17 protein-coding genes are annotated in these 23989 nt (G+C 62.7%); 7 read left to right on the top strand and 10 right to left on the bottom strand.

Annotated elements, in window-relative coordinates:
* Positions 1 to 151 precede the first annotated feature (151 nt).
* Genes ASE80_RS25325 through ASE80_RS25315 form a run of 3 tightly spaced genes read right to left on the bottom strand, consistent with a single transcriptional unit; the run spans position 152 to position 4326 of the window.
* A complete protein-coding gene (locus ASE80_RS25325) occupies positions 152 to 1216 on the bottom strand; it encodes a lipocalin-like domain-containing protein (RefSeq protein WP_056861326.1) in 1065 nt (354 codons plus the stop codon).
* Complete coding sequence (locus tag ASE80_RS25320) at positions 1206 to 3668, bottom strand: ABC transporter permease (protein ID WP_056861325.1); 2463 nt, start codon at positions 3666 to 3668, stop codon at positions 1206 to 1208. Before ASE80_RS25320 ends, ASE80_RS25325 begins: the two co-directional genes overlap by 11 nt.
* A 1-nt stretch (position 3669) precedes the next feature.
* A complete protein-coding gene (locus ASE80_RS25315; protein WP_056861324.1) occupies positions 3670 to 4326 on the bottom strand; it encodes an ABC transporter ATP-binding protein in 657 nt (218 codons plus the stop codon).
* A 275-nt stretch (positions 4327 to 4601) separates the two neighbouring features.
* On the opposite strand from ASE80_RS25315, the gene ASE80_RS25310 reads away from it, so the two are divergent.
* The 3 genes from ASE80_RS25310 (at position 4602) to ASE80_RS25300 (ending at position 8666) form a co-directional block, all read left to right on the top strand.
* Positions 4602 to 5276 carry an Ais protein gene (locus tag ASE80_RS25310; protein ID WP_056861323.1) on the top strand — a complete coding sequence of 225 codons (675 nt, stop codon included), beginning with the start codon at positions 4602 to 4604 and terminating at the stop codon, positions 5274 to 5276.
* Between the two features lie 187 nt (positions 5277 to 5463).
* A complete protein-coding gene (arnT, locus tag ASE80_RS25305; protein WP_056861322.1) occupies positions 5464 to 7122 on the top strand; it encodes a lipid IV(A) 4-amino-4-deoxy-L-arabinosyltransferase in 1659 nt (552 codons plus the stop codon).
* Positions 7123 to 7148: 26 nt separating this feature from the next.
* Complete coding sequence (locus ASE80_RS25300) at positions 7149 to 8666, top strand: ArnT family glycosyltransferase (protein WP_056861321.1); 1518 nt, start codon at positions 7149 to 7151, stop codon at positions 8664 to 8666.
* Between the two features lie 34 nt (positions 8667 to 8700).
* Here ASE80_RS25300 and ASE80_RS25295 read toward each other — a convergent pair whose 3' ends face one another.
* Positions 8701 to 9597, bottom strand: coding sequence for a hypothetical protein (locus ASE80_RS25295; protein ID WP_133257314.1), 897 nt, complete (start codon positions 9595 to 9597; stop codon positions 8701 to 8703).
* Between the two features lie 496 nt (positions 9598 to 10093).
* Between ASE80_RS25295 and ASE80_RS25290 the strand changes: the two genes are divergently transcribed.
* Both ASE80_RS25290 and ASE80_RS25285 read left to right on the top strand, forming a co-directional pair.
* On the top strand, positions 10094 to 10396 hold the full coding sequence (locus tag ASE80_RS25290) for a DUF6124 family protein (protein WP_056861319.1): 303 nt from the start codon (positions 10094 to 10096) through the stop codon (positions 10394 to 10396).
* A 641-nt stretch (positions 10397 to 11037) separates the two neighbouring features.
* Entirely contained in the window at positions 11038 to 11343 is a 306-nt protein-coding gene (locus tag ASE80_RS25285; RefSeq protein WP_056861318.1) for a DUF6124 family protein, read from the top strand.
* A gap of 149 nt (positions 11344 to 11492) precedes the next feature.
* On the opposite strand, the gene ASE80_RS25280 is transcribed toward ASE80_RS25285, so the two are convergent.
* Positions 11493 to 17750, bottom strand: coding sequence for a non-ribosomal peptide synthetase (locus ASE80_RS25280; RefSeq protein WP_056861317.1), 6258 nt, complete (start codon positions 17748 to 17750; stop codon positions 11493 to 11495).
* A gap of 504 nt (positions 17751 to 18254) precedes the next feature.
* On the opposite strand from ASE80_RS25280, the gene ASE80_RS25275 reads away from it, so the two are divergent.
* Positions 18255 to 19049 (top strand): helix-turn-helix transcriptional regulator, encoded by a 795-nt coding sequence (locus tag ASE80_RS25275; protein WP_056861316.1) that lies wholly within the window; start codon positions 18255 to 18257, stop codon positions 19047 to 19049.
* The gene (adeC, locus tag ASE80_RS25270) at positions 19049 to 20518 is read left to right on the top strand and encodes an AdeC/AdeK/OprM family multidrug efflux complex outer membrane factor (protein ID WP_056861429.1); all 1470 of its coding nucleotides are present in this window, start codon (positions 19049 to 19051) and stop codon (positions 20516 to 20518) included. The genes ASE80_RS25275 and adeC overlap by 1 nt, the downstream gene beginning before the upstream one ends.
* A 42-nt stretch (positions 20519 to 20560) precedes the next feature.
* On the opposite strand, the gene ASE80_RS25265 is transcribed toward adeC, so the two are convergent.
* The 5 genes from ASE80_RS25265 to ASE80_RS25245 form a co-directional block, all read right to left on the bottom strand.
* Positions 20561 to 21067: a hypothetical protein gene (locus ASE80_RS25265; RefSeq protein WP_056861315.1), complete on the bottom strand. Its 507-nt coding sequence runs from the start codon at positions 21065 to 21067 to the stop codon at positions 20561 to 20563.
* The gene (locus tag ASE80_RS25260) at positions 21064 to 21582 is read right to left on the bottom strand and encodes a hypothetical protein (protein ID WP_056861314.1); all 519 of its coding nucleotides are present in this window, start codon (positions 21580 to 21582) and stop codon (positions 21064 to 21066) included. The genes ASE80_RS25265 and ASE80_RS25260 overlap by 4 nt, the downstream gene beginning before the upstream one ends.
* Complete coding sequence (locus tag ASE80_RS25255; RefSeq protein ID WP_236708866.1) at positions 21579 to 22205, bottom strand: hypothetical protein; 627 nt, start codon at positions 22203 to 22205, stop codon at positions 21579 to 21581. The genes ASE80_RS25260 and ASE80_RS25255 overlap by 4 nt, the downstream gene beginning before the upstream one ends.
* Before the next feature lie 207 nt (positions 22206 to 22412).
* Complete coding sequence (locus tag ASE80_RS25250) at positions 22413 to 22808, bottom strand: RidA family protein (protein WP_056861312.1); 396 nt, start codon at positions 22806 to 22808, stop codon at positions 22413 to 22415.
* A gap of 222 nt (positions 22809 to 23030) precedes the next feature.
* Positions 23031 to 23924 carry a pyridoxamine 5'-phosphate oxidase family protein gene (locus ASE80_RS25245; RefSeq protein WP_056861428.1) on the bottom strand — a complete coding sequence of 298 codons (894 nt, stop codon included), beginning with the start codon at positions 23922 to 23924 and terminating at the stop codon, positions 23031 to 23033.
* Positions 23925 to 23989 lie beyond the last annotated feature (65 nt).

Below are 23989 nucleotides of genomic sequence, written 5' to 3'. Positions count from 1 at the left end.
GAATGTAGAACAATACTGTATATATGACCAGTACTTTTGCTAAAAATTTTGCACGCACGCGCCAGCGCGCCCGAACACATGCCAGGCGCGGGAAATCACATTTGGGAAGTTGCCTACTCGGCAGAGAAAAATCGCCTACAAAAAACCGCGATTAATACCCGGTCATCTCCAGATACCCCACACCACCGTCAAACTGCACCGGCCCTTCCCAGTACGGAATACTGAGGTTCATCCATGCCTTCGGGTTGACGGCCTGGGGCGTAATGTCCAGTTGTTTGCCGGGGATTTTCAATGACCAGCGCGTGGGGACAGAGCGCCCGTCAACCTCGGTGGTGGCCAGCGGTGTGAGTTGAATATCGGCGTTATGCAGGGTCTGGGTGTGCCCTTGCTGGTCGATCCAGGTGCCGGTCAGGTAACCCGCGCCGTCCTTTTGCCGCACGCGGAACAGCATCAACTGCTCGCCACGGTCCAGGTGCAGCGAGAACCAGTCCCAGCCGGTCTGGCTGGCGGCCAGCGGTTGGCTGCTCCATTCGCGGTCGAGCCAGGCCGGGCCGCTGACCTGGTAGGTGGTGCCGTCGATACGGACACTGCCCGTCGCCGTGAAAAACGGCTGGCTGTAGTAGTAGGACGCCTGGCCTTGGTCGGATTTGCGGCTGTAGCCGTTATCACCCTGCAGCACCAATGGGCGGCTGGAGGTCAGGTGCAAATCGTAGGCAAACTGCGGGCCGGTGGCCTTGAGTTGCATATCGGCCAAGGCGCTGGCGGCACCGGGCCGGGTGGCGAAACTCCAGTCGTCGAGCCAGGCCGTGAACGGCGCTGCCTGGGCGCCGGCCTGGCCAACGCCGCCACGGGCGTAGCGCTCGGCAGCGTAATGACGAGTGGCAGACGTGACGGCGGCATGGCCCAGCCAGATCGTCGAGTCGCGCCAGCCCGCGAGCACCGGCCCGGCCTTCAACGCGTTGCGAAACAGCGTCCATTGCACGCCGAACACACGGCCTTGGGCATCCTTGAGGTTGGCGGTGACGTACCACCATTCGATGCGAAAGCCTGGATGCGGGCCGTGGTCTTCGGGAAAGCTGAAGACCTTGCCAGGCACCACCTGGGCAAAATCCGCCGCCTCGCTGCCAAGGCCGGCGAAGCTTTCCGGCGGCGCGGGGGCTTTGTCGCAGGCCGTCAACAGCAAGATGGCGGCCCAGCACCAGGGGTTAATCTTCATTGGCAAAGGTCCTCAGCAAATCCGCCGGGCGACTGCGGTACAACTGCCACAGCGGCCAGGCCGAGGCCAACAGCGTGGCAAGCATGGCCAGCCCCAACAATTGCGCCAGCTGCCACGGGAACACTTGCAAGGGCAGGCGCCAGCCGAACGCCTGCACATTGATCACCGCGTCCAGGCACCATGCCAGCAGCAGGCCCAAGGGCAAGGCGAGTACCAGCGTCAACACCGCCAGCAGCCAGGTTTGGCCGAGGTTGAGCAGCATCAGTTGCCGGCGCGTCACGCCCAGCGCCCACAGCGGTGCGAGTTGGCCAAGGCGACTTTGGCTCTGGGTCAGCAGGCTGATAAACAGCGCCACACCGGCGACACCCAACGTCAGGCTGTTGAGTGCGGCGGTGGCGGCGAAGGTGCGTTCGAACACCTGGCTTGACCAGCCTTTAAGCTGCTGCTGATCGACGATGCGGCTGTCCTCCAGGGCAAAGGCGCGCCGCACCTCCTGCACCAGTGCCGGCACATTGCCGGGCAGTACGCGCAGGTTGAAGCGTGCCGGTGCCAGGCCCGGCCAGTGCGCCAGCAGGTGTTGCGAATTAACCAGCAGATGGCCCTTGGGGTTGCCGTAGTCGGCGTAAACCCCCACCACTGTTGGCGACCAGACGCCTTGCGGCGTGGGGAGCTGGATGGCGTCGCCCAGCCGCACATTTAGGCGGCGTGCCAATTGCTCGCTGAGCATCACGCTATCGCCCTGCAGCAGTTGGTCCCAAGGCGCACTCGCCGCTTGCAGCAACGGCCAGTGCTGGCGATAGGTCGGGTCATCGACCACACCGAACACATCCGCCGGCCAGCCCTGCAATTGCACCGCCACCTGCCAGGTGGGCAGCACCGCCTGCACCAGCGGTTGCTGCGCCAACCAGCTGGAAAGCTGCTCGGCCTGGGCCGGATTCTGCGGGTTGAGGTACAGCTCGGCGGTAAGGCGTTGTTCCAGCCAGTTATTGAATGTATGGCGAAACCCCGAAGTCATGGAGCCCGCGCCGATGTTCGCCGCCAGCGCCAACAGCAACGCCATCAACGCCAGGCTCAGGGCCGGCAACTGTTGGCGGCAGTCGGCAAGGAACCACTGGCCCAATACCGAACGACTGCGTCCAAGCACCGTCGTCAACAGGCCATTGAGCACCACCGGCAGGCCGAGCGCCGCGCCCAGCAGCAAGGCGGCCATCAGCACAAACCCGGCGGCGAGGCTGTTGCCCCACCACAACGCCAGCACTGCAATCGCCAGCGCGGTAGCCGCCACCCGACCCTGACGGCGCAGCCAGCGCCCATGCGCCTCGTGCCAGGCCTGGGCATTGGCCAGGGCCAGCAAGGGCAAACGTGCCGCACGCCACAGGCTGCCGGCACCGGCAAGCAGGGCGCCGAGCAGGCTCAAGGCCAAGCCGGCCAGCCACCACCACGGGCTGAGGTTCAACTGGCCAGCCACCTCGGCGCCATACAGCCCGCGCAGGCTGGCGGCCACGTCCGGCAGCAACAGACTGGCCAGCAGGTAACCACTGATCACCCCCAGCACGCCGCCCAGCAACGACAACACGCCCAGCTCAACCGCCAGGCTGACGATCAGCAGGCGCGCGCTGACCCCACAGGCACGCAAGGTGCGCAGCAATCCACGGCGTTGCTCCAGGGCCAGGCCGATGGCGGCGTGGACAATAAACAGGCCGACCACAAAGGATAAAAAGCCCAAGGCATCAAGGTTCAGGTGAAAACTTTCGGTGAGGCGCGAGAGGTTATTGTCCTCGCCTTGCTTGAGTTGCAGCGCGGCGGGCGGCGTGGGATGGGTGGCGGCAAAGGCCTTGTCCACCAGCAGGCGCGACAGGCGCCCCGGCATATCCAACAGTGGCTGGGCGAAGCCGATATCGGTCAGCAACAGGCCGGGCGCCATGTCGGGCTGAACCTGTAACGGCGGCAGCCGTTGCCCGCTGGTTGTCAGCGGTTGCTCACCGGCCTGCACCCCCAACGCCTGCAAGGTTTGCGCAGCGATCCAGGTTTGCCCCGGCGGGTTGAAAAACCCGAGCATCTGCGCCTGGCTCAAGCGCTGCCCCGCCACCGCGCCGCCACCGGGCAACGACAACGGCTCGATGCCCATCAATTGCAAGCGCAGCTCTTCATGCCCCTTGAGCAGCAGCCGCCCCTGCACCACCGGCGACACCGGCCAGCCGGCACGGCGCAGTTCGGCAAACAGCGCTTGGGGGAAACTCGCACCGTCCGGCGCACTCAGGCTGGCTTGGGGTTCACCGCCGATCAGTTGGCTGGCACGTGCATAGCTGTCGCGCGCCTGGCTGTTAAGGGCTTGCACGCCGGTCAACAGTGCGGTGGCCAGCCACAAGCCGGTGAGCACGCTGAAGAACTGCACCGGGTGCCGCCGCCAATGGCTCAACAGTGCGCGCAATGCCCAATAAAATACCCTCATCTCACGCGACCACACGGCCACGCCGCAACACCACCTGGCGGTCCAGGCGCGCGGCGATGCGCGGGCTGTGGGTCACCATCAGCAGGCTGGTGGGGCTGTCTCGCAGCAGGTCCAGCAGCAATTGCAGCACGTCATCGCTGGTGGCCTCGTCGAGGTTGCCGGTGGGTTCATCCGCCAGCAACAAGCCGGGGCGCGAGGCCAACGCACGGCCCACCGCAACCCGCTGCTGTTGGCCGCCGGAGAGTTGTTCGGGATAACGCTTGAGCAAGTCGCCCAGGCCCAGGCGCTCCACCAGTTGCGCCTGCCATTGCGGGTCGAAGCGCCCGGCCAGACGGGCCTGGAACGCCAGGTTGTCGTCGACACGCAAGCTGCCGATCAGGTTGAACTGCTGGAACACCAGGCCGATTTGGGTACGCCGCCAATGGGCCAGTTGCGCCTCGCTCAGTTGGTCCAGGCGCTGCTCGCCCACCTGGACAGTGCCGCTGTCCACGCGGTCGAGCCCGGCGACCAGATGCAACAACGTGCTTTTGCCACTGCCCGACTCGCCCATCAGCGCCAGGCTGCTACGTTCGCCCAGGTACAGGTCGACACCCGCCAGCACCGGCAGTGGACCTTGCGGGGTGGCGTAGCTTTTAACAACACCTTGCACCTGCAACATAAACACGCTCGTTTAAAGGACTGCAAACGAGCATAACGGCTGGTTGACGGCCCCATGCAAATTTTTCACATGGATTTCACTGCTTGCCCACCCTCGCCCCTCTAAATTGCCCGCCATGCGTCGATAGACGGCAACTTGTTAGTTACCGCCCACGGCAACTTTTAACCGTCGGATGTTCAGCCAAAAGACAGCAGCGCTATGACACGCTCCGCTTCAACTACGGGCATCCGTCAGTGCGTTACGCCTATTTGAATAAAACACTGAAGACAGTGCCCATGGTGAATGATGTGGTTGACCTTACCCTGACCAAACCGCGCTCACGCCGGGGCTATTTCAAGCGCCTGCGAAAGTGGTGGGCGGGCCTTGCCGTTATCGGCTTGCTGCTCGCCGGTTTCCTGTTATGGCCGTTCTCGCCGCGCGACCTGAGCGTCAGCAATCGCCTGCTGACCTCGCAAGTGCTGCCGGCCTGGCGTGATGGCGACCTGATCGTGCTGGTGCGTCACGAAGAGCGCTGCGACCGCTCGGCCAATGCCTGCTTCGGCGCACCTGAAGGCCTGACGACCGTCGGCACCCAACGTGCCGAAGAAGTGGGCAAGGCCTTCAAACTCATGGGCCTGGAAAACACCGACATCGTTGCCAGCCCGGCCTTGCGCACGGTACAGACCTCGCACTTCATGTTCGGCAAAGCCGAGCTGACCCCAGGGGAAAAGACCATCTGCGGCGAGGACATCGATGAAGAACTGCTCAGCCGCAAACGACCGGGTCGCAACCTCGTTTTTGTCACCCACAGTGGCTGTATTGCCGACTTCGAAAGCGCCCTGGGCTACCCCCGCGCAACGTTTGCCGAGTACGGCAGCGCCCTGTTCGTGCGCGTACTGGGCAACGGCAAATTCGAGACGCTTGGCATCATGAAAGGCCCCGCCTGGTCCGCCGTACTTAAAAAGCTATAGACACTTTTTTACCTATAACTTTCTTCATGTTCAGCAAAACGACAGCCCTTTTCTGGCATGTTCAACTGCGCCCGCTACTATTGGACGTCATGAATACTTTCATCGACTTAGTGAACTTTGTGATTCTTCCTACAAACTTTTACATGCCTGCTTACTTCACCATTAAACGTCAAGGAGCGACGTTTTCATGACTCGACTGCTTAAACCCTTACCTCTGTTGCTACTGGCTTTCGCGGTGTTCTATCTACTGCCCATGGGCCTGCATGGTTTATGGATCCCGGATGAAACCCGCTATGCCCAGATCAGCCAGGAAATGCTGCAGAGCGGCAATTGGGTCGCACCGCACTTCATGGGTGTGCGCTATTTCGAAAAACCCGCCGCCGGCTATTGGCTGATCGCCCTCGGGCAGGCGGTGTTCGGCGAAAACCTGTTCGGCGTGCGTGTGGCTTCGGCCTTGACCACCGGCCTGAGCGTGGTGCTGGCCTACCTCATCGCCCGCCGCTTGTGGAACGACCCACGCAAAAGTTTCGCCTGCGCCCTGCTCTACATGAGCTTCGGGCTGGTGGCTGGGCAAGCAGGTTATTCCAACCTCGATCCGCAATTCACCTTCTGGGTCAACCTCAGCCTGGTGGCGTTGTGGTTTGCCCTCGACAGCCGCACGCCGCGTGCTCGTCTGGGTGCCTGGGCAGTGCTGGGCATGGCCTGCGGCATGGGCTTTATGACCAAGGGCTTTCTGGCCTGGCTGTTGCCTGTGCTGATCGCCGTGCCCTACATCCTCTGGCAGCGCCGCCTGGGTGAACTGCTGCGCTACGGCCCGCTGGCGATTGTGGTCGCCGCCATCGTGTGTGTGCCGTGGGCCCTGGCCATTCACGTGCAGGAGCCCGATTACTGGCGCTTCTTCTTCTGGCACGAGCATATCCGTCGATTCTCTTCCGCCAATGCCCAGCATGCGCGGGCCTGGTGGTTCTTCCTGCCGATCATGGTGGTTGCCTGCCTGCCCTGGGCAGCGTTGCTGCCGACCACACTGATCAAGACCTGGAAAGACAAAGCCCAGCCGGCCATCGTGTTCCTGGCCCTGTGGTTGCTGTTGCCCCTGGCCTTCTTCAGCATGAGCCGCGGCAAATTACCGACCTACATCATGCCGTGCCTGCTGCCATTGGCGTTGTTGATGGGCCATGCGCTGATCGACTTGATCGAGCAAGGCAAGGCCCGCGCGATCCTGATCAACGGGCTGGTCAACGCCGTGATTGGCCTGGCCGCGATGGTGGCGTTGATCTACCTGCAAATCAGCAACCCGATGTACGGCAACAGCCACGCGGAGATGTTCAGCCTGTCCCTGGCGTTTATCGTGTTGCTGGCGTGGATCCTCGCCAACCTGCTGCAAGCGCTGCGACCGCTGACCCTGTGGGCAATGCCGGCGCTGGGCATCGGCTTGCTGGTGGCGTTACTGCCGGCGGGCATGCCGGCGATGATCACCGACACCGAAATGCCCGACCAGTTCGTGCTTGAGCATCTGGATGAATTGCAACAAACCCATGCTTTGATCAGCAACGAGCTGGGCTCGGCGTCGGCCTTGTCCTGGCGCCTGGGCCGCCCGGAAGTGGCGTTTTACGACACCGAAGGCGAGCTGCGTTATGGCCTCCAGTACGCCGACTCGGTGCACCGCAAGGTCGACCTGGACAGCGTGCAGAGCTGGCTTGCGCAGGCGCGCCAGCAAGGTTCGGTCGGCGTGCTGATGCGCGTGCGCAGCACCAGCGAACACCGCGAAGAAGGGCAACTGCCACCGGGGGGCAAACGCTATCGCAAAGGCGCCCTGCTCTTGATTATTTATCCGCAGCTTCCTTAATGTTACGTCTGCCTTGAGAGCCGCCCATGAGTGTCTTCAAAACCGAACGCGGCGCCCTGGTGTTGCTGCTGGGCGTCTCGGCGCTGCTCCTGCTGCTGGGCCTGGGCAGTCGCGACTTGTGGGGGCCGGAAACCCGCTGGGCCAACATCGCGTTGCAGATGCTGCAAAGCGGTGATTACTTCGACCCCTACCTCAAGGGCGCGCCCTACTACGACAAACCCCTGCCCTCCTACTGGCTGATCACCGGCTTCGCCAACCTGATGGGCGGGCTTGGCCCCTGGTCACTGCGCTTGTCGTCGGTGATTGCAGCGTGGCTGAGCATCTGGCTGGTGTATCTGATCGGCGAACGCCTGTTTCGCAAAGGCACCGGGCTGATTGCCGGCTGGATGCTCGCCACCACCTTCTACTTTCTGTTCTGGGCGCGCGTGGCCACGGCCGACATCCTCACCGTGTGCGGCGTGCTGGCGGCGGTGTGGTGGTATTGGCGCGGGCCGGACGACACACGGCTGGGGCGTTACACGGTATTTTTCCTGCTGCTGGCGGCCACTTCGCTGTTCAAAGGGCTGATCGGTTTTGTGCTGCCGGGCCTGGTGCTGCTGCCGCACCTGCTCAGCGAACACTGCTACAAACGCCACCTCAACCTGCGCCTGCTGCTGGCCATGCTGATTGCAGCGGCGTTTTATGCGATTCCCTTCGTGCTGTCCCACCTCTACGGCGCGCCGACTTACGGCGAGAGTGGCCTTGAACTGGTGTTCAAGGAGAACGTGGTGCGCTTCTTCGACCCGTTCGACCACATGGGGCCGATCTACACCTACCTGATCTACCTGCCCGCCTACACCTTGCCCTGGGCACCGTGCTGGTTGCTGGGCCTGTGGCTGGCACTGCGCAACTGGCGCCAAACGCCACCGAACGTGCGCTGGCTGGTGTGGGGCCTGGGCCTGCTGTTCGTGTTCTTCACCGCCAGTGGCAGCCGGCGCAGCTACTACGTGCTGCCGCTGGTGCCCTTTGCCCAACTCCTCGCCGCCTGGTGGTTGAGTGAACGCCTGGAGCAAAAAACCGCCAGTTGGCCACGTTGGCAAAAAGGCTTTGGCTTCACCGCAGGCTTGCTGTTGCTGGTGCTCGGCGGTATCTATCCCTGGGTCAGCGGCAATGGCGGCGTGACCCGCTTCGCCGACGATGTACAGGCCGAGGCGACCAAAAGCGCACCGTGGAATCACTGGCAGATGGTGATGGTAGAAGTCGACAACAAGGTACCCATGTACCTGCAAAATGGCGGCAAACCGTTCTACTACGTCAGCGAAACCCAGGACTTCCCCCACCAGGGCGACAGCGCCGCCTTGATGGCCTGGCTGGAAAAAACCAGCGGCCAGGGCTTCGACCCGCAACGCACCATTATCGTCGCGCAGTATTCCAAGGAAGACCCGACGCCGCTGGCCTACCTGGGCGCGGATCACACGGTGATTACCACGCAGCCGGACAATGGCGAGCGGTTGTTCCAGAAGCGCTCGGGGGGCAGTGTGGCGTTTGTTCCCACGCCACGCTGACGGCATTATCGGCGTCACCCTGCCTGGAATGCCGCTAGCGCTTCTCAAACACGGCATAACCGACATAAGCAAAATCCGACAACCGCCGTGCTTCGGAGCCGGGGTACGTGAAATGCTCACGCGTCAGGTAAGGCGCAGGAAGATCAGGAACGTCTTCCACCTTTCCGTCTATTTCGCCGTTACTGGCTGTGGAATGGGCGCCGCCTTGCTGGTCGATGAATTCAAGGACGTGTTCAGCATTCGCGGCACTGGCTGCGCGAACATCGGCGGGTAACCGGGGGTCGTTCCAGTCACCGCCTACGAGCGCTTTGAAGGCGAGCCGTTCGTTCGCGTCGAGCACGTTATCAAGTGCCTTGAACAAGGGATTCACCGTGATTGCCTGCACCGAGCGTCGGTCACCTGCTGCGCGGCCGTGGCGGGAAGGCCTTGGCCAGATGACCCCGCGACCGCCCTCCCCGAGCACGCGGTAGCCTTGCTCGGCGAATTGAGTCAGGCGGTCCACCTCGGACGCATAACCCTTTACACCCTGAACGTCCAGGCGCCCATCACCTGGGTAACTGCCTTTGACCCGGCGCAGGCAGGGGTCGTTGTCAATGTGGTGAATCACCCGCGCCAGGCGATACATGGCGTTGGCACGTGACACCGGGTCCGGGTTGGCGGCGGTAAAGTCGCCGACCTGTCGCTTCAAGTGGGTGATCAATCGGGTTTGGCGTTCACGCCTTTGCGGGTTCCAGCCAAAGGCGCGGGACATGATGCCCGTGCCCAGCATGGGGTTGTCCTTGTAGATCTGCGTCGCTGAGCGTTGATCATCCGCCGGCCGTGTTTGCCCGCGCGTCGGCAGGCTGGAGGTGTCGGCCTCAGTGCGCGGGGCTGGCAACGTCGGCACGCGCGTCTGTATGAAAGGCTGAAAGTGTCCAAGCGTTGGGGTCATGAGCCAGGTGTCCATCAAAATCCAACGGCGTCGAAACGCTGACACCGACGTTTAAGGCGAAACTGCACAGTGTGTTGGTGGTGACGGCACAAAAGGTTCCATCGGAACCTGCGGTTGATGGCGATCGTTCCCACGCGCAGCAAAGGAACGCCTATTGGGACGCTCTGCGTCCCTCCACCATTGCGCACGTGCGACGCGGAGCGTCGCGGGCTGCATTCCCACGCGGAGCGTGCAGGACGTTTCCTAGACAATCCCTGCCGCCTTGTGCCTGTTGGAATCGATGGCTAGTCTGCGATCCGTCACTGCTTATCAGTGATCGGGTTTAGTCGCTCGGGTCTCATATGGCGCATGGTCCTCCGTGAAGTTTTATGGTGGCTGTGCGTAGGGCACCTACGGGTGCGCCGGTTTTCCATATGGCCGGTCGACTAACCTGCGTACAGCCGCCACCCTCGTTTAGTCGCGACGGGTGTCAGCTCCAACCATGTGGAGTTACACCATGAAAAAAACTGTTCCAGACCCACCTCGCAATAGCACCAAAGACCGCGCCGCCTTCAATCGCGCCATCGACCATTACCTGCCCTCCAAAGGTGTTCAAATCGAAGATTTGAGCTTCGAAGACGCCCTGCTCTACACCGCCAGCTTGCTCGACAGCGCTTCAGCGACCGCGCTCAATTGCGGTGATCTGCTGGCCAGCCCCCAGCGAGCGAAGATTCTGGCGGTGTGGCATTTGCTTGAAGTGGCCAAGACCACGGTGGACCGCTCTATCGAGTGCCTGAACCCCTCAAAACCAACTGTCTGACTGTGATCTAAAAGTGTGGGAGCTGGCTTGCCTGCGATAGCTATAGGTTTCCACACAACCGGTTAGGGCTGTTGTGGCGAGCAGGCTTGTCCTGCGTTGGGCTGCGAAGCGGCCCCAGTAAAGGCACTGCAGTTTTCCTGAAAGAACTCAGCGCCTGGATTAGGGGCTGCTTCGCAGCCCAACGCAGGACAAGCCTGCTCGCCACAGGAAAAATTGGCTGCCTTCAAACGTTGTGTAGTTACCCATGCTGCGATAGCGGTGTATCAGCAACAGAGGCGTTGCCTGAACTACCGCTATCGCGGGCAAGCCCGGCTCCCACATAGTGATCGTTCCCACGCGCATGGGAACGATCAGACTGCGGTTGATGGCGTTTGCAGGACGTTTCCTAGACAATCCCTGCCGCCTTGTGCCTGTTGGAATCGATGGCTAGTCTGCGATCCGTCACTGCTTATCAGTGATCGGGTTTAGTCGCCCGCTAACATCACGCGCACGGTCTTCCGCCGATTTTTATGGTGGCTGTGCGTGGGGCGCCTTCGGGTGCGCCGGGTTTCGTGATGACCGGTCGACTAACCTGCGCACAGTCGCCACCCATTCGTTTAGTCGCGACGGGTGTCGACTCCTAATCATCACGGAGTTACACCATGAAAAAAGTCGTCCCCGATCCACCCCGCAACGCCAACAAAGACCGCGCCGCCTTCAATCGCGCCATCGACCATTACCTGCCCTCCAAAGGTGTTCAAATCGAAGACCTGAGCTTCGAAGATGCCCTGCTCTACACCGCCAGCTTGCTCGACAGCGCTTCAGCGACCGCGCTCAATTGCGGTGATCTGCTGGCCAGCCCCCAGCGGGCGAAGATTCTGGCGGTGTGGCATTTGCTGGAAGTGGCCAAGACCACGGTGGACCGCTCTATCGAGTGCCTGAACCCGCCAAAACATCGCTCTGAATAAACTCGATTAGCCCTGTGGGAGCGGGCTTGCTCGCGAATGCGGTGGGTCAGTCAACTTATCTGTAACTGATGCACCGCATTCGCGAGCAAGCCCGCTCCCACATTTGTCCGCATTTGCCCTTTTGAGATCGGTCCCATGCGTGGGCACGATCAGATCCGGCGGCGGCGGTTGAGTTGGGGGATGGCGGTTTGCGGCACTTCCACGCGCTGTACCTGGGCGGTGGTGCAGGCGGCCAATTGCGCCAACGTCGGCTGGCTGAACAGGGTGCGCGCATCCACCTCCAACCCTGCCTTGCGCATCCGCGCCACCAGGGTCACCGCCAGCAATGAATGCCCGCCCAGTTCGAAGAAGTGGTCGTGACGCCCTACCCGCGCAAGCTTCAATACGTCGGCCCAGATGCCCGCCATCAGGGTTTCCACCTCACCCAGCGGCGCCTCATAGGCGCGACTCACCACCGCCTCCAACCCGGGCGCCGGCAGGGCCTTGCGGTCGAGCTTGCCAGCCGGGTTAAGCGGCCATTCTTCCAGCTGCACAAACGCCGCCGGCACCATGTATTCAGGCAACTGTTCCAGCACATACGCACGCAAGGCTTCCAGGCCGGGCGCTTGCCCACGCAAGGTAAAGTACGCCACCAAACGCTCATCACGAATCAGCACCGCCACGTCCCGCAGCGACGGGTGCGCGGCCAGGCGCGATTCGATTTCGCCCAGCTCCAGGCGCACGCCCCGCAGCTTGACCTGGAAGTCATTGCGCCCCAGGAACTCAAGGTTGCCATCGGGCAAGTACCGCACCAGATCGCCGCTGCGGTACAGCCGATCACCGGCCACAAACGGGCTGTCGATAAAGCGCTCGGCGGTCATCTGCTCCAGGCCCAGATACCCCCGCGCAACACCGACGCCGCCGATGTGCAGTTGGCCGCTGACGCCCATGGGCACCGGCGTGTCATGTTCATCCAGCACATACAGGCGGGTGTTGTCGATCGCCCGACCAATCGGCAGTTGCACGGCCGGCACGGCAGCGCCGGGCTCCAGGGTCCAGGCGCTGCTGTCCACCGTGGCTTCGGTGGGGCCGTAGACGTTATGCAAGCGCACCTTGGGCAGCCGCGCCTGCACGCCTCGGGCCAGGGCTTCCGTGAGTTCACCGCCGCCACACAGCACGTCGGTGAGGCTGGTGCACAGCGCCGATTCTTCCAGCTCCAGAAACTGCTGCAACATCGCCGGCACAAACTTGATCACGCTGATCTGTTGCTCGCGGATCACCTGGGCCAGGTACGCCGGTTCACGGTGCCCATCGGGCCGTGCGAGCACCAGACGCATGCCATTGGTCAGCGGCCAGAACAGCTCCCACACCGAGCCATCGAAGCTGAACGGCGCACGTTGCAACAAGGCGCCGCCCTGGGCATGCGGGCATAGCCGGGAGCCCCAGTGCATGAGGTTGCTTAGGCCGCGATGCTCGATCATCACGCCTTTGGGCGTGCCGGTGGAGCCGGAGGTGTACATCACGTAGGCCAGGTTGGCGACGCTCAAACCGGGCACCAACGGGTTGCCGCCAGGCGCCTGGTTCCAGGCGCAGCGGTCGAAGTCGATTACGGGCATCGACACCTCGCCGGGCAAGTCACGGGTGGCCGCGTGCACCAGTAACGCCACGGGCTGGCTGTCGCTGAGCATGTAGGCCAGGCGTTCGCGCGGATAGCCCGGGTCCAGCGGCACATAGGCGCCACCCGCCTTGAGGATCGCCAGCAAACCCACCACCAGCTCCAGCCCGCGCTCGACGCACAGGGCCACACGCGAATCCGGCTGGACGCCGCGCTCGCGCAGGTGAAAGGCAAGCTGGTTGGCACGCTCGTTGAGCTCGCGGTAGGTCAACTGCCGTTCGCCGGCCTGCACCGCAATGTCATCGGGGATCTGCCGCGCATGGGCTTCGAACAGGGCTTGGACGGTGAGGGTTTCGGGGTAGTCGGTGTGGGTCGCATTAAAGTCCAGCAACAGCGTTTTCAGTTCGCTGGCCGGCAGCACCTGTACCTCGCGCAGGGGTGTGGTCGGCGCCTGTTCAAGGGCTTCCGCCAGGCCATGTAATACCGTCTCGAGGTAATCCAGCAACCGCTCGGCACCGACCTTGCGCGGCGCTTTGGCCGTGAGGCGAAAGCCGCTGGCGACGTCGTCGACCGTGAGCATCAGCGGGTAGCTGAGGATGTCTTCGCTGCTGAGCAGGGCAATGCCCGGCACCAGGTTCAAATCGCGATCGGCCGCCGTGTGCCGGTAGTTGAGCAGGCTGTTGAACAGCGGCGATGCCCCGCTGCAACGCTGGGCCAGGGCCAGGGAAGCCTGTTCGTGGGCGACCAGCGCGCTCAGTTGCGCATGGGTGTCTGCCAGCGCCGCGACCACGCTTTGCCCGGCCAGGCGCACGCGCAACGGCAAGGTGTTGATGAACATGCCCAAGGCCCGGTCGGCGCCCTCGCCGGCTTGTAAACGGCCGAGTAAAACGGTGCCGAACACCACATCATCGCGGCCCGCGACCCGGCTGAGTACCTGGGCCCAGGCCAGGTGAAACAGGCTCGCGGCACTTACCCCCAGCGCTCGCGCTAGAGCGCGCAGGCGCAGGTTGAGGGCGTCTGCCAGGGGCCGTTCGGCCGCTTCGATGTCGGCGCGATTGGCTTGGCGCTCCTGCAAGCCGAACGCCAGGGTCGGCTCGTCAACGTCTGCCAGGCGCTCGCGAAAGAACGCCTCATGGGCCGCCTGGCGCGCTGCCGAACGGGTTTGCGCGACCACGTTGCGGTAAGGCACCGGTTCCGGCAATTGCGCCTGCTGGCCCAGCAGGTGGGCGCGAATCTCATCCACCAGCACGGTGGTCGAGGTGGCGTCATTGACCAGGTGATGGAAGCGCAACTTGGCGACCCAGCGCTGGTTGTGCGGCTCTTCGGCGTAATCCAGGGCCATCAACGGCGCCTGGCGTAAATCCAGCGGTGCGTGCTGATCGTGCAGCGGCCCGACGCGCAACTGCGCCTGGCGCCACACCACTTGCATCGGCTGTTCCAGCGCATCCCACACCAGGCTGGTGCGCAGGATGTCATGACGGTTGATCACCTGCTGCAACGCCTGGGCAAACGCCTCCACCTGTTCGCGACGGGCAAAACTGAACAGCGCATGTTGCTGGTACGGGTCGCGCTCGTCCGTGAGGTGGTGGTACAGCAAGCCCTCCTGCAACGGCGCCAGCGGGTAGATTTCCTGCACATTGGCCGCGCCTCCGGGGATACCGGCGACGATACGATCCAGGCTCGGCGGGTCGAGTTCGGCGAGTGCGAGCATGTCCGGCGTGATGTGGCTGCAACCTGGCGCAATACGATTGCCCGGCACCTGGACGTCGCTGCCGCCACTGACCGCCGCCAGCGCGGCGAGCGTCGGCTGGCCGAACAACACCTGCACATCGGCATGCAAGCCGACCTGGCGCATGCGCTGCACCAACTGCACCGCCAACAGCGAGTGGCCGCCCAGTTCGAAGAAATGGTCATGGCGCCCCACGTGCTGCACCTGCAATAGCTCAGCCCAGATCTGCGCCAGCAGGGTTTCCGCGCCTTCGTACGGTGCCTCGAATTGACGCGTGGCAAAGGCGTGTTGCGTGGGCGCGGGAAGCGCCTTGCGGTCGAGCTTGCCGTTGGCGGTCAGCGGCATCGCGTCCAACTGCACATAGGCCGCCGGCAGCATGTAATCGGGTAGCGAGGCTTGCAGATGGGCACGCAACACTTCGATTTCGACGCGGTGCCGGGCCACAAACCAGGCCAATAGTTGGCCTTCGCGACACTGCACCACGGCTTCCTGGACCGCCGGATGGCTGGCCAGCGCGGTTTCGATTTCCCCCAGTTCGATGCGCACGCCACGAATTTTTACCTGGTCGTCATTGCGGCCCAGGTACTCGATATTGCCCTCCGGCAGCCAGCGCGCCAAATCGCCGGTGCGGTACATGCGGCCCGCGTTGAAGGGGTCATCCACAAAGCGCTCGGCGCTCAGTTCAGGCTGGTTCAGGTAACCCCGCGCCACACCCTTGCCGCCGATATACAGCTCCCCTGCCACGCCAATCGGCACCGGGCGCTGCTGCTCATCGAGCACGTACACCGTGGCATTGTCGATGGGCGTGCCGATGTGCAGCGCCTGGCCCGCCGCGACACGCCCGGAAGTGGCGACCACCGTGGCTTCGGTGGGGCCGTAGTTGTTGATCACGTCATAGGTTTGCGCGCGGCTGAAGCTGCGCAGGCGGTCGCCGCCGATCAGCAGGGTGTGCAAGGTCGGGTGTTGCAGGCGCTGGCTGAAGGCGTACTCGGCCACCGGGGTCGGCAGGAAGCACACGTCCAACGGCTGCGCCCGCCACCAGTTGAGCAGCGCGTCAATGTCCTGGGCGTCGTCCTGGGCCGGCGCCAGGTGCAAGGTCGCGCCCACGCACAACGCGGGCCAGACTTCCCAGGCCATTGCGTCAAAACCGAAGCCGGCCACGCTGGCCGTATGGCTGCCCGCGTGCAGGTTGAAGGCGCGGCAGTGCCAGTCCACCAGGTTCGACACGGTGTGGTGCTCGACCATCACGCCTTTGGGCAAACCGGTGGAGCCTGAGGTGTAGATCACATACGCCAGGTTCGACGGCGTGACCGCCACCGGTGGGCTGTCGCTGCGGCCATGGGTCGGCAGGTCCAGGCGGATTATCGGCACGTCGAGCATCGGCAGGCGCGCCAGCAAGTCGTGCTGGGTCAGCACCGCCACCGGGGAACTGTCGTGCAGCAGGTAGTGCAGGCGCTCGGCCGGATGGGCCGGGTCCACCGGCACGTAGCAGGCGCCGGACTTGAGGATCGCCAGCAACCCGGCCACGGTGTCGAGCCCGCGCCGCGCCACAATCGCCACGCGGTCATCCGGCTGCACGCCATGTTCAAGCAGTTGGTGGGCCAGGGCATTGGCCTGTTGATCGAGCTGGGCGTAGGTCAATTGCCGGCCCAGATGCGCCACCGCGATGGCGTCGGGCGTGCGCACCGCTTGCGCCTCGATGCGCCGATGCAGGGTTTGTGGGCTGGCAGGCGCGTGTGCGGTGGCATTCCATTGCTGCAACCGGGCCTGCTCGGCCGGCGTCACCAAAGTGAATTCAGCCAGTGGCAACGCGGTATTGGCCAACCCCTGCTCCAGCAGCCAGGTGAAGCGCTGCGCCAGCGCCTGCACCTCGTCCTCGCGAAACCACGCCTCGTTGTACACGCAGTGCAGGCAAGCGGTGTCCTGATAACGGTTGCTGCGTAGGTGAAAGGCAATCGGCAGTGGCTCGTGGTGGTTGGAGACCTTGATCGCGCGGGCCTGGACCTGGCCGAAGCGCAGGTCGTGATCGTCCTGCTCAAAGGACACCGACAAATCAAACAACTGGCCGCGATCCGTACGGCGCAGGCCCAGCTCACGGTTCATCTCGCTCAGGGGAAAGCGCTGGTGGCGAAAGTCCTGCTTGAGCTGGTCACGCACACCGCGCACCAGCGCGCTGAACGGCAAGTGCGCGGCGAACTGAAAGCGCACCGCACTGACCTGGGTGAACAAGCCCACGGTGGAACGAAAACGTGCGTTGGAACGGTTGAGGATCGGCAGCCCCACCACCCATTCATCACGCTGGCTGGTGCGGGTGAAATACACGTAAAGCGCCGCCAGCAGCACATGGAAAGCCGAGGCCTGGTAACGGTTGGCGACTTGTTCCATGCGATTGAGCAGCGTCACAGGAAACGGCTCCACCCAGGTGTTGCTCGGCGCCGGGGCGTTGTGGCGCGGCGTCAGTAACGGCTCGGGCAACACCTGGTATTTGTCCAGCCAGTAAGCGCGGTCACGGGCGTAACGGGCCGACTCCTGGTAACGCTGGTCGGTGTCGATAAAGTCGATATACGACGGTGCGTACGACTCCGGTTGCCGCCCCTGCTCGAGGTCGGTGTACAGGCGGGCCAGGGATTGCAGCATCTGGCCAAACCCCCAGCCATCGAGGATCAGGTGATGGGCCTGGGTGCCGAGGCGGTAGTGATCATCATCGAGCTTGACCAGGAAAAACCGGAACAGCGGTTCGCCACTCATTGCATAGGGCCGGGCCATTTGCGCCTGCATCAGCGCCTGGCTCGCCGCCTGTGGGTCTTGCAGCGCGCAGAAGTCGTGCAGCTGTACCTGCACCGTCAGCGCAGCGTCGAAGGTCTGTCGCGGCAAGCCGTCGGCATCGCTGTGCAGTTGGGTGCGCAAGGCATCGTGCCTGGCCACCAGCAACTCGACGGCGCGCTGGACCAGCTCCGGCACCAAGGGGCCGGCAAAATCGACATAGCCGCCAATGTTGTACAACGGTGAGTCGCCCGTTCGCAGTTGGTCGAGCCAGATGTCCTGCTGGGCGGCAGTCAGGGGGAAGCTTGGGGAATGCTTCATAAGATCCTTCTCAATAGGAGTCAGGCACGGCCGCGCACGGGCCCATTTCGCCAAAATTGCCGGATTTGAGCATGCAGGTTCGAGGGTGTCTGTCACCCGAAACCCGGACATTCAAATGAGTGGAAACGGGCTTGGCTGATGGTTGACGGCTGAAACGATTAAAGCGCTGTAGGAAATTGGCTACATCTGCTCGTAGTCAGTGTTTTCTGAAAGTCGCGGATAATTTATTTTTACTTTAAATATCAGTTAGTTAAAAAAATCTAATGTTTAGCGCCGGTTGTTCGTAGGCGGAAAACCTTGTGTGAAACGTCGAATTAGTGACGTGGTTTTTATGGCAGCTTGTGTCCCTCGTTTCCGCTACATACGTAGGATAAATCGCTATGGCTAAATGAAATCTCGAACGCCGAATGACGTTAAAGAAAAGTCACGTTCAAGGATTACGGGCCGCCCCACACAGACCCAGGGCACCCGTTGACGGTTTTCGACATCAAGGATGAGATGGCTATGAGTCTGACTTCTAGTATTGACGGCACCCACAGCCCGCAGTTTTACGCCGAAATGGGTGAATTGATTTCAAACAGCGGCCAGGAAACTTTCGCCGCCAATATGCTGCATCTGGTGGATAAATGGGTACCGATCCATTTGGTCGACCTGAGTGAATGGACCCTCGACGAACTGCGTGACAGCGCGGTCGATATCCAGCTGCTGGGCAGCGCCGGGTTGAAAAAACACCTGCCGGCGCCCCAGCCGGTGCATGCGCTGAATGACCACCCGCTGCTGCGGGAAATGCTGCGCATGCAAGACCCGTTGCTGATCCAGATGAAGGCCAAGGCCAACAGCGCGCACCCGCGCGGCACCTCGCACCAGTGCAACCTGGTGTCGCGCCAGGGCAACCGACGCTGCGTGATTTCGTTCTACCGCCCGCCGACCCAACAAGGCTTTTCCCTGGCTGAGCTGTCGTTTCTCAAGTGCTTGTCCGACACCCTGTTGCCGTTGATGGAACGGCATGCGCAGATTTTGCGCCAGACGCCCCACAGCCAGGCCGAGCCGGCCCACAGCCAGCTGGAACAGTCACACTTGCAGCGCGAGTTCTACAAACGTCTGTCCCTCAGCGATATCACCCTGTCGGCGCGTGAGCAGGAGGTGTGCCTGGGCCTGTTGACCGGCGGCACCGTGCCGCAAATGGCGGAAAAGCTCAGTGTGAAAAACAGCTCGATCGAAACCTACCTCAAGCGCGCCGCCGCCAAGCTCGGCGTGAGTGGGCGCCATGGCCTGGCCAAATGGATGGTTGGCGCCTGATGAAAAAACTCACCCTAACCACCGTTGGCATGGCCTGGATGCTCGGCGGTTGCTCGCTGATCCCCGAGTACCAGCGGCCCACCGCGCCCGTGCCGCTGCAGTACCCACAGGGCGGCGTCTACAGCCTGGCACAGGCCGGCACTGTGGCGGTTAAACCGGACTGGCAGCAGCTGTTTCACGACCCTGCGCTGCAACAGCTGATTGGCGCAGCGCTGGCCAATAACCGCGACTTGCGGGTCGCGGCGCTGAATGTGCAGGCGTTTCAGGCGCAGTACCGTATCCAGCGGGCAGACCTGTTCCCGGCAATATCGGCCAGCGGCGCCGGCAAGCGCCAGAAAGTACCGGGCGACCTGACCGGCACCGGCAAGTCGGCGATCACCTCCAACTATTCGGCCACCCTGGGCCTGAGCGCCTATGAGCTGGACCTGTTCGGGCGCGTGCGCAGCCTCAGCGAGCAGGCGATGCTCACGTACCTGGGCACCGAAGAGGCGCGGCGCAGTGCGCAACTGAGCCTGGTGGCCAACGTCGCCAATGCCTACCTGACCTGGCGCGCCGACCAGGAGTTGCTGAGCCTGGCGCAGCAGACCCTGGCCGCCAACGACCACAGCTGGCAGCTCACCCGCCGCAGCAAAACCGCAGGCAAGGCCTCGGCACTGGACGTGGTGCAAGCGCGCACGGCGGTGGAAAGCACCCGCGCCAGCGTGGCGCGCTATGAGCGCCAGGTCGCCCAGGACGTCAACAGCCTCGCCCTGCTGGTGGGCGGCCCGGTGGATGAAAATCTGCCGTCGCGCCCTTTGGCCGATGACTTGGTGGCCCGCGTGCCCGCAGGCTTGCCCTCCGACCTGCTGCAACGGCGCCCGGATATCCTCCAGGCCGAATACCAGCTGCAAGCCGCCAACGCCAATATCGGCGCGGCGCGGGCGGCGTTTTTCCCGTCGGTGACGCTCACCGCCAACGCCGGCAGCACCAGCAAGGAGTTGTCGGGCTTGTTCAAGGGCGGCGCGGGCACCTGGACCTTTCAGCCGCAGATCAACCTGCCGATTTTCAACGCCGGCAGCCTGCGCGCCAGCCTCGACTACGCCAAACTGCAAAAAGACATGACGGTGGCGCAGTACGAAAAATCGATCCAGACGGCGTTTCAGGAGGTCGCCGACGGCCTCGCCGCCCGGCAAACCTTTAACGACCAGCTGGACGCGCAACGGGATTTCGTCGCCGCCAACCAGGCCTATTACGACCTGGCCCAGCACCGGTACCGCAGCGGCGTGGACAGCAACCTGACGTTCCTCGATGCACAGCGTTCGTTATTCAGTTCGCAGCAGGCGCTGATCGTCGATCGGCTGGCGCAACTGGTCGCGGAGGTCAACCTGTACACGGCACTGGGCGGCGCCTGGAGCGTTAACCCAAGCCCGACTGTCGCAGCCGATATTCCCCCGGTGTCACCTGCGCATAACCAAGGAAAGGCCGGCTGAAATACGCTGTCGTTGTTCGGGTGTGGTGCGAGCGAACGGTTATTACTGATAGGGAATCAGGTGATCCCGATCCAGGTCGCGCATCATTTCACTGAGCATTTCACTTTCGCTGCGCGGCTCGGTCATGGGGATGTACCAGGTCGTAGCCGTCCAACCACCACGCTTGTAGGCGTAGGTCTTCAACAGCTGACCGTCCTTGTACAACGAGCCGTGCAACTGACGCTCGTAGGTGTAAGGCACAGGCACGGTCAGCAGCGTTAACGCACCGAGCAGTGCCGGTAGCACGCCGGCCCCTTTACCGCCGCCCTGATCCACCAACAGGCTATAGCCGGTCTTGCTGAAGCCGCCATCAAGGAAGCTGAAGGCACCGGTATCACGCAAGAGCTGTATGACTTCGCGCTGCTGTTGCTGCTCAAACCGCGACTTGGGCGATGGCATAGTGACGCTCATCGGTACATAGGCGCGCTCGGCCTTGTAATCCAATGGTTTGAGGGCGGTGCTGCAACCGCCAAGCACGAGCACGACAGCCAACACAGAAGCTCTGATCATTGTGCATGCTCCTCAGGCAGCAGGCCGTCGCGCTGTACATCTTCGGCAAAGGCGCGTGCGACGCGGTGGACGTTTTGCTGCTCCATTGCGCCGGGGCCGTCCAGCAGCCAAGAGTATTTATGGGTGACGTTGCGGTAACTGTATTGCTTGAGCTGCTTGCCATTATGTTGCAGGGAAAACTCGGTGGTGGTGTCGACGCTAACCGACAAGGGCAGCAGGAACAGGGTTGCCGCGCTCAGCAGTACCAGAGGAAAAGGCGGCATGTCGCGCTGAACATTGAACCGGACCCACACCGAGTAGTCCTCGGGGTTGCCCCGGCCACTTTCGACGGTGCGAAACACCCCGGTTTCACGCAGCTGGTTACGAAATTGCGCAGCATTGAGCGGGTCATCGATCATGACGTGGATCGGCTTGAGGTATTCCTTGCCGTCAGGCAAAGCTCGCTCAGGCAGCGTGTGGGTGGTTGCACACCCCGTCAGCAGCGCCACGGCGCTGAGGGTAACAAGGCGGTTCATGGACGAGTCTCGTGCAGGGTGTTCTGGCCCGCGCCGACAGGTAACGGCGCGATGATATAAGGGGCGGCGCTGCGATAATCCAGGGCCATTACCTCCAGGCTCGGCAAGCCCGGAACGTATTGGCGCGCGAGGGGTTCATCGCGGCCTTGTTGATCGCGCCAACGAAAGGCGCACAGGGAAGCACCGAGGCACAGCGAACGAAATTCTCCGAGGTAATAGGCCTTGCCGGCCTGCAAGCGCAGCGGCAGGTTGAACTTTTCTCGCGCCTGGACCGAGGTGTAGGTGGTGCCAAGGGTGGGGGAATAGCTACTGGAGAAGAACTGAAAATCGTAAAATTCATAATCTCCAGGTTTGAGCGCCAGCACGAACACGCTGGCGGCACCGGCTGCGTCTCTCACATCCTGAGGCGTTTGCTGCCCCATACCGACCCATACCGCCGCAGCGCCGAACTCAGAACCGCGCTTGCGAAACAGCAGGCGCTGGTTAGGTGCGGGGGAAGCGTTGAAGTTCTGTGGGCCGATTGACCCGACCAGATAAGCCACCGGTTCCTGAGGGCCAGGTTGCAGCGGTTGACTGACCAGCGACGCGGACTGAGTGCCGCACCCCGTCAAGGCTAATGCCATTAAGAACAAGGCCTGAGGCCTGGGGAAACAAAACATGTCGGATCCTGAACACGGGCAAAAAGATAACTGCAGGCGGTCAGGGCAAACATGGGATGAGCCTTCCTGGCGCTGCACCTCGCGTCACTGCGAGGGGGCGAATGGTACGGGGGCATTCGCGGTTTGACTACTGCTGACGAGCAACAGCGCTCGCCATTCGAAAAACCGTTGTCAAATCACCGCTTCCGCCTCGATCTCGATCAACCACTCAGGCAACGACAACCCGCTGACGATAATCCACGAAGACGGCGGCGGGTTGTGCGGGAAGCGCTCACGCAGCGCCTGGGCTATGGGCTCCTGCTGCTCACGCGCGGACTCGACGATGTACAGGCGCAGCATGATCACATCGGCCAGCTTGCCGCCGACCTCGGCCAGCACCTTTTCGATATTGTCCAAGGCAGTGGTGGTCTGCTCGGCGATGCCAGGGCCGACGGTACGCTCCTCGGCGTCCACCCCCACTTGCCCGGAGAGCATGATGCGCCGGCCTGGCGGCACTTCAAGGGCCTGGCTGAAGCCGTATTGCAGGGAGTTGAACACGGAGGTGGGATTGATGACTTTGCGTTGCATGACAGGTCCTTGTTGTCGGTAGGCAAACAAAGCTAACCCAAGAATGCTGCTCAATCTGGTAGTTCAACATCCAGCAACATTTCGGCGGACCGATCGTTCCCACGCTCCGCGTGGGAATGCATCCCGTGACGCTCCGCGTCACACCGCGCAAGGCTCAGCTATGCGCAGACGTCGGGACGCGGAGCGTCCGGGGCGGCATTCCCACGCAGAGCGTGGGAACGATCAGTTCTGCCAGCGCAACGCCAATGCTGCCGGGCGGCGTATGACCTGCTCCACCGTCACCGTCCACAAGCGCTGCGCACCCTCGAAACGAGCGACCTCGGGCCCCTCAAGCATCAGCGAAGTACGCCCGGCAACCTGCAACACATCGCCCGACTCGAAATCGATAAACAGCAAACCCGCTACCGGGTTGAGCTGCAAATTGCCCAAGGTATTGAAGAACAGGTTGCCGGCAAAATCCGGGATGGTCAGCAGGTTGCCTTCAACCCGCACAAACCCGGTATTGCCGCCTCTGTGTGAAACGTCCACCGAGCGTGCGCCATCCACGTCGGCGTAACTGGCGACGAAGAAGGTGTCGGCCTTGCGGATCAGTGTTTGGGCCGCAGCGTCCAGGTCGCTGAGGCGCTCGACCGTGGTGCCGGGCTTGCGAGCAATGCCGTCGACGGGGCGCAGCTGGATGTATTTGGGGCAGTTGCCATAGGTGTGCACCACGTCGACCGAAAAGCCTTCGTGGTCCAAACCACCGATGCGGCCGTTCATGCGGTTGCGCCGCCGGGTATTCAGGTCAATGCCGAGCAAACCTACGCTGGCGCCGGTGTGCAAGGCGGCAAGCGCCGGGTCGCTTTTGGACGGCAAGCTGTCGACCTGCAAGGTGTGTGGGTCGGGTGAATGCGCAAAGCCCGGCGCGCCTTCAAGCATGGTCGCCCAAGGCATGCCCTGGGCATCCACCACGCCGAGTATCAGGTAGGGCAATAGCGGGTAAAAGTCCCGATGCTGCTCCGGCAAGTGATCGCGAATCACCTTGAGCCCGACCACGGCCATACGCTCAGCCGCGCCGGCGCTTGCTTGCAAATGCCTTTCGCCGGCGTGCCAGGGAGATTGTTCGACGGGGTTCATGGTCAGCACCTCGGGTTGGATGTGCCCATGCTGCGCCCTGTCTGCCAGGGTGAGAATGCCCACAC

Source organism: Pseudomonas sp. Leaf15 (assembly GCF_001421425.1).
Classification (GTDB): Bacteria; Pseudomonadota; Gammaproteobacteria; order Pseudomonadales; family Pseudomonadaceae; genus Aquipseudomonas; species Aquipseudomonas salomonii.
Note: the sequence above shows the minus strand (reverse complement) of the source record. Positions and strands in the feature narration are given on the sequence as shown.

Bases quoted from the DNA above. Each gene is read 5' to 3' on its own strand.
- ASE80_RS25275 (WP_056861316.1), top strand. From the start codon at position 18,255: ATGAGTCTGACTTCTAGTATTGACGGCACCCACAGCCCGCAGTTTTAC.
- ASE80_RS25260 (WP_056861314.1), bottom strand. From the start codon at position 21,582: ATGAACCGCCTTGTTACCCTCAGCGCCGTGGCGCTGCTGACGGGGTGT.
- ASE80_RS25285 (WP_056861318.1), top strand. From the start codon at position 11,038: ATGAAAAAAGTCGTCCCCGATCCACCCCGCAACGCCAACAAAGACCGC.
- ASE80_RS25290 (WP_056861319.1), top strand. From the start codon at position 10,094: ATGAAAAAAACTGTTCCAGACCCACCTCGCAATAGCACCAAAGACCGC.
- ASE80_RS25295 (WP_133257314.1), bottom strand. From the start codon at position 9,597: ATGACCCCAACGCTTGGACACTTTCAGCCTTTCATACAGACGCGCGTG.
- ASE80_RS25245 (WP_056861428.1), bottom strand. From the start codon at position 23,924: ATGAACCCCGTCGAACAATCTCCCTGGCACGCCGGCGAAAGGCATTTG.
- ASE80_RS25315 (WP_056861324.1), bottom strand. From the start codon at position 4,326: ATGTTGCAGGTGCAAGGTGTTGTTAAAAGCTACGCCACCCCGCAAGGT.
- arnT (WP_056861322.1), top strand. From the start codon at position 5,464: ATGACTCGACTGCTTAAACCCTTACCTCTGTTGCTACTGGCTTTCGCG.
- ASE80_RS25300 (WP_056861321.1), top strand. From the start codon at position 7,149: ATGAGTGTCTTCAAAACCGAACGCGGCGCCCTGGTGTTGCTGCTGGGC.
- ASE80_RS25310 (WP_056861323.1), top strand. From the start codon at position 4,602: ATGGTGAATGATGTGGTTGACCTTACCCTGACCAAACCGCGCTCACGC.
- ASE80_RS25320 (WP_056861325.1), bottom strand. From the start codon at position 3,668: ATGAGGGTATTTTATTGGGCATTGCGCGCACTGTTGAGCCATTGGCGG.
- ASE80_RS25250 (WP_056861312.1), bottom strand. From the start codon at position 22,808: ATGCAACGCAAAGTCATCAATCCCACCTCCGTGTTCAACTCCCTGCAA.
- adeC (WP_056861429.1), top strand. From the start codon at position 19,049: ATGAAAAAACTCACCCTAACCACCGTTGGCATGGCCTGGATGCTCGGC.
- ASE80_RS25325 (WP_056861326.1), bottom strand. From the start codon at position 1,216: ATGAAGATTAACCCCTGGTGCTGGGCCGCCATCTTGCTGTTGACGGCC.
- ASE80_RS25255 (WP_236708866.1), bottom strand. From the start codon at position 22,205: ATGGCATTAGCCTTGACGGGGTGCGGCACTCAGTCCGCGTCGCTGGTC.
- ASE80_RS25265 (WP_056861315.1), bottom strand. From the start codon at position 21,067: ATGATCAGAGCTTCTGTGTTGGCTGTCGTGCTCGTGCTTGGCGGTTGC.
- ASE80_RS25280 (WP_056861317.1), bottom strand. From the start codon at position 17,750: ATGAAGCATTCCCCAAGCTTCCCCCTGACTGCCGCCCAGCAGGACATC.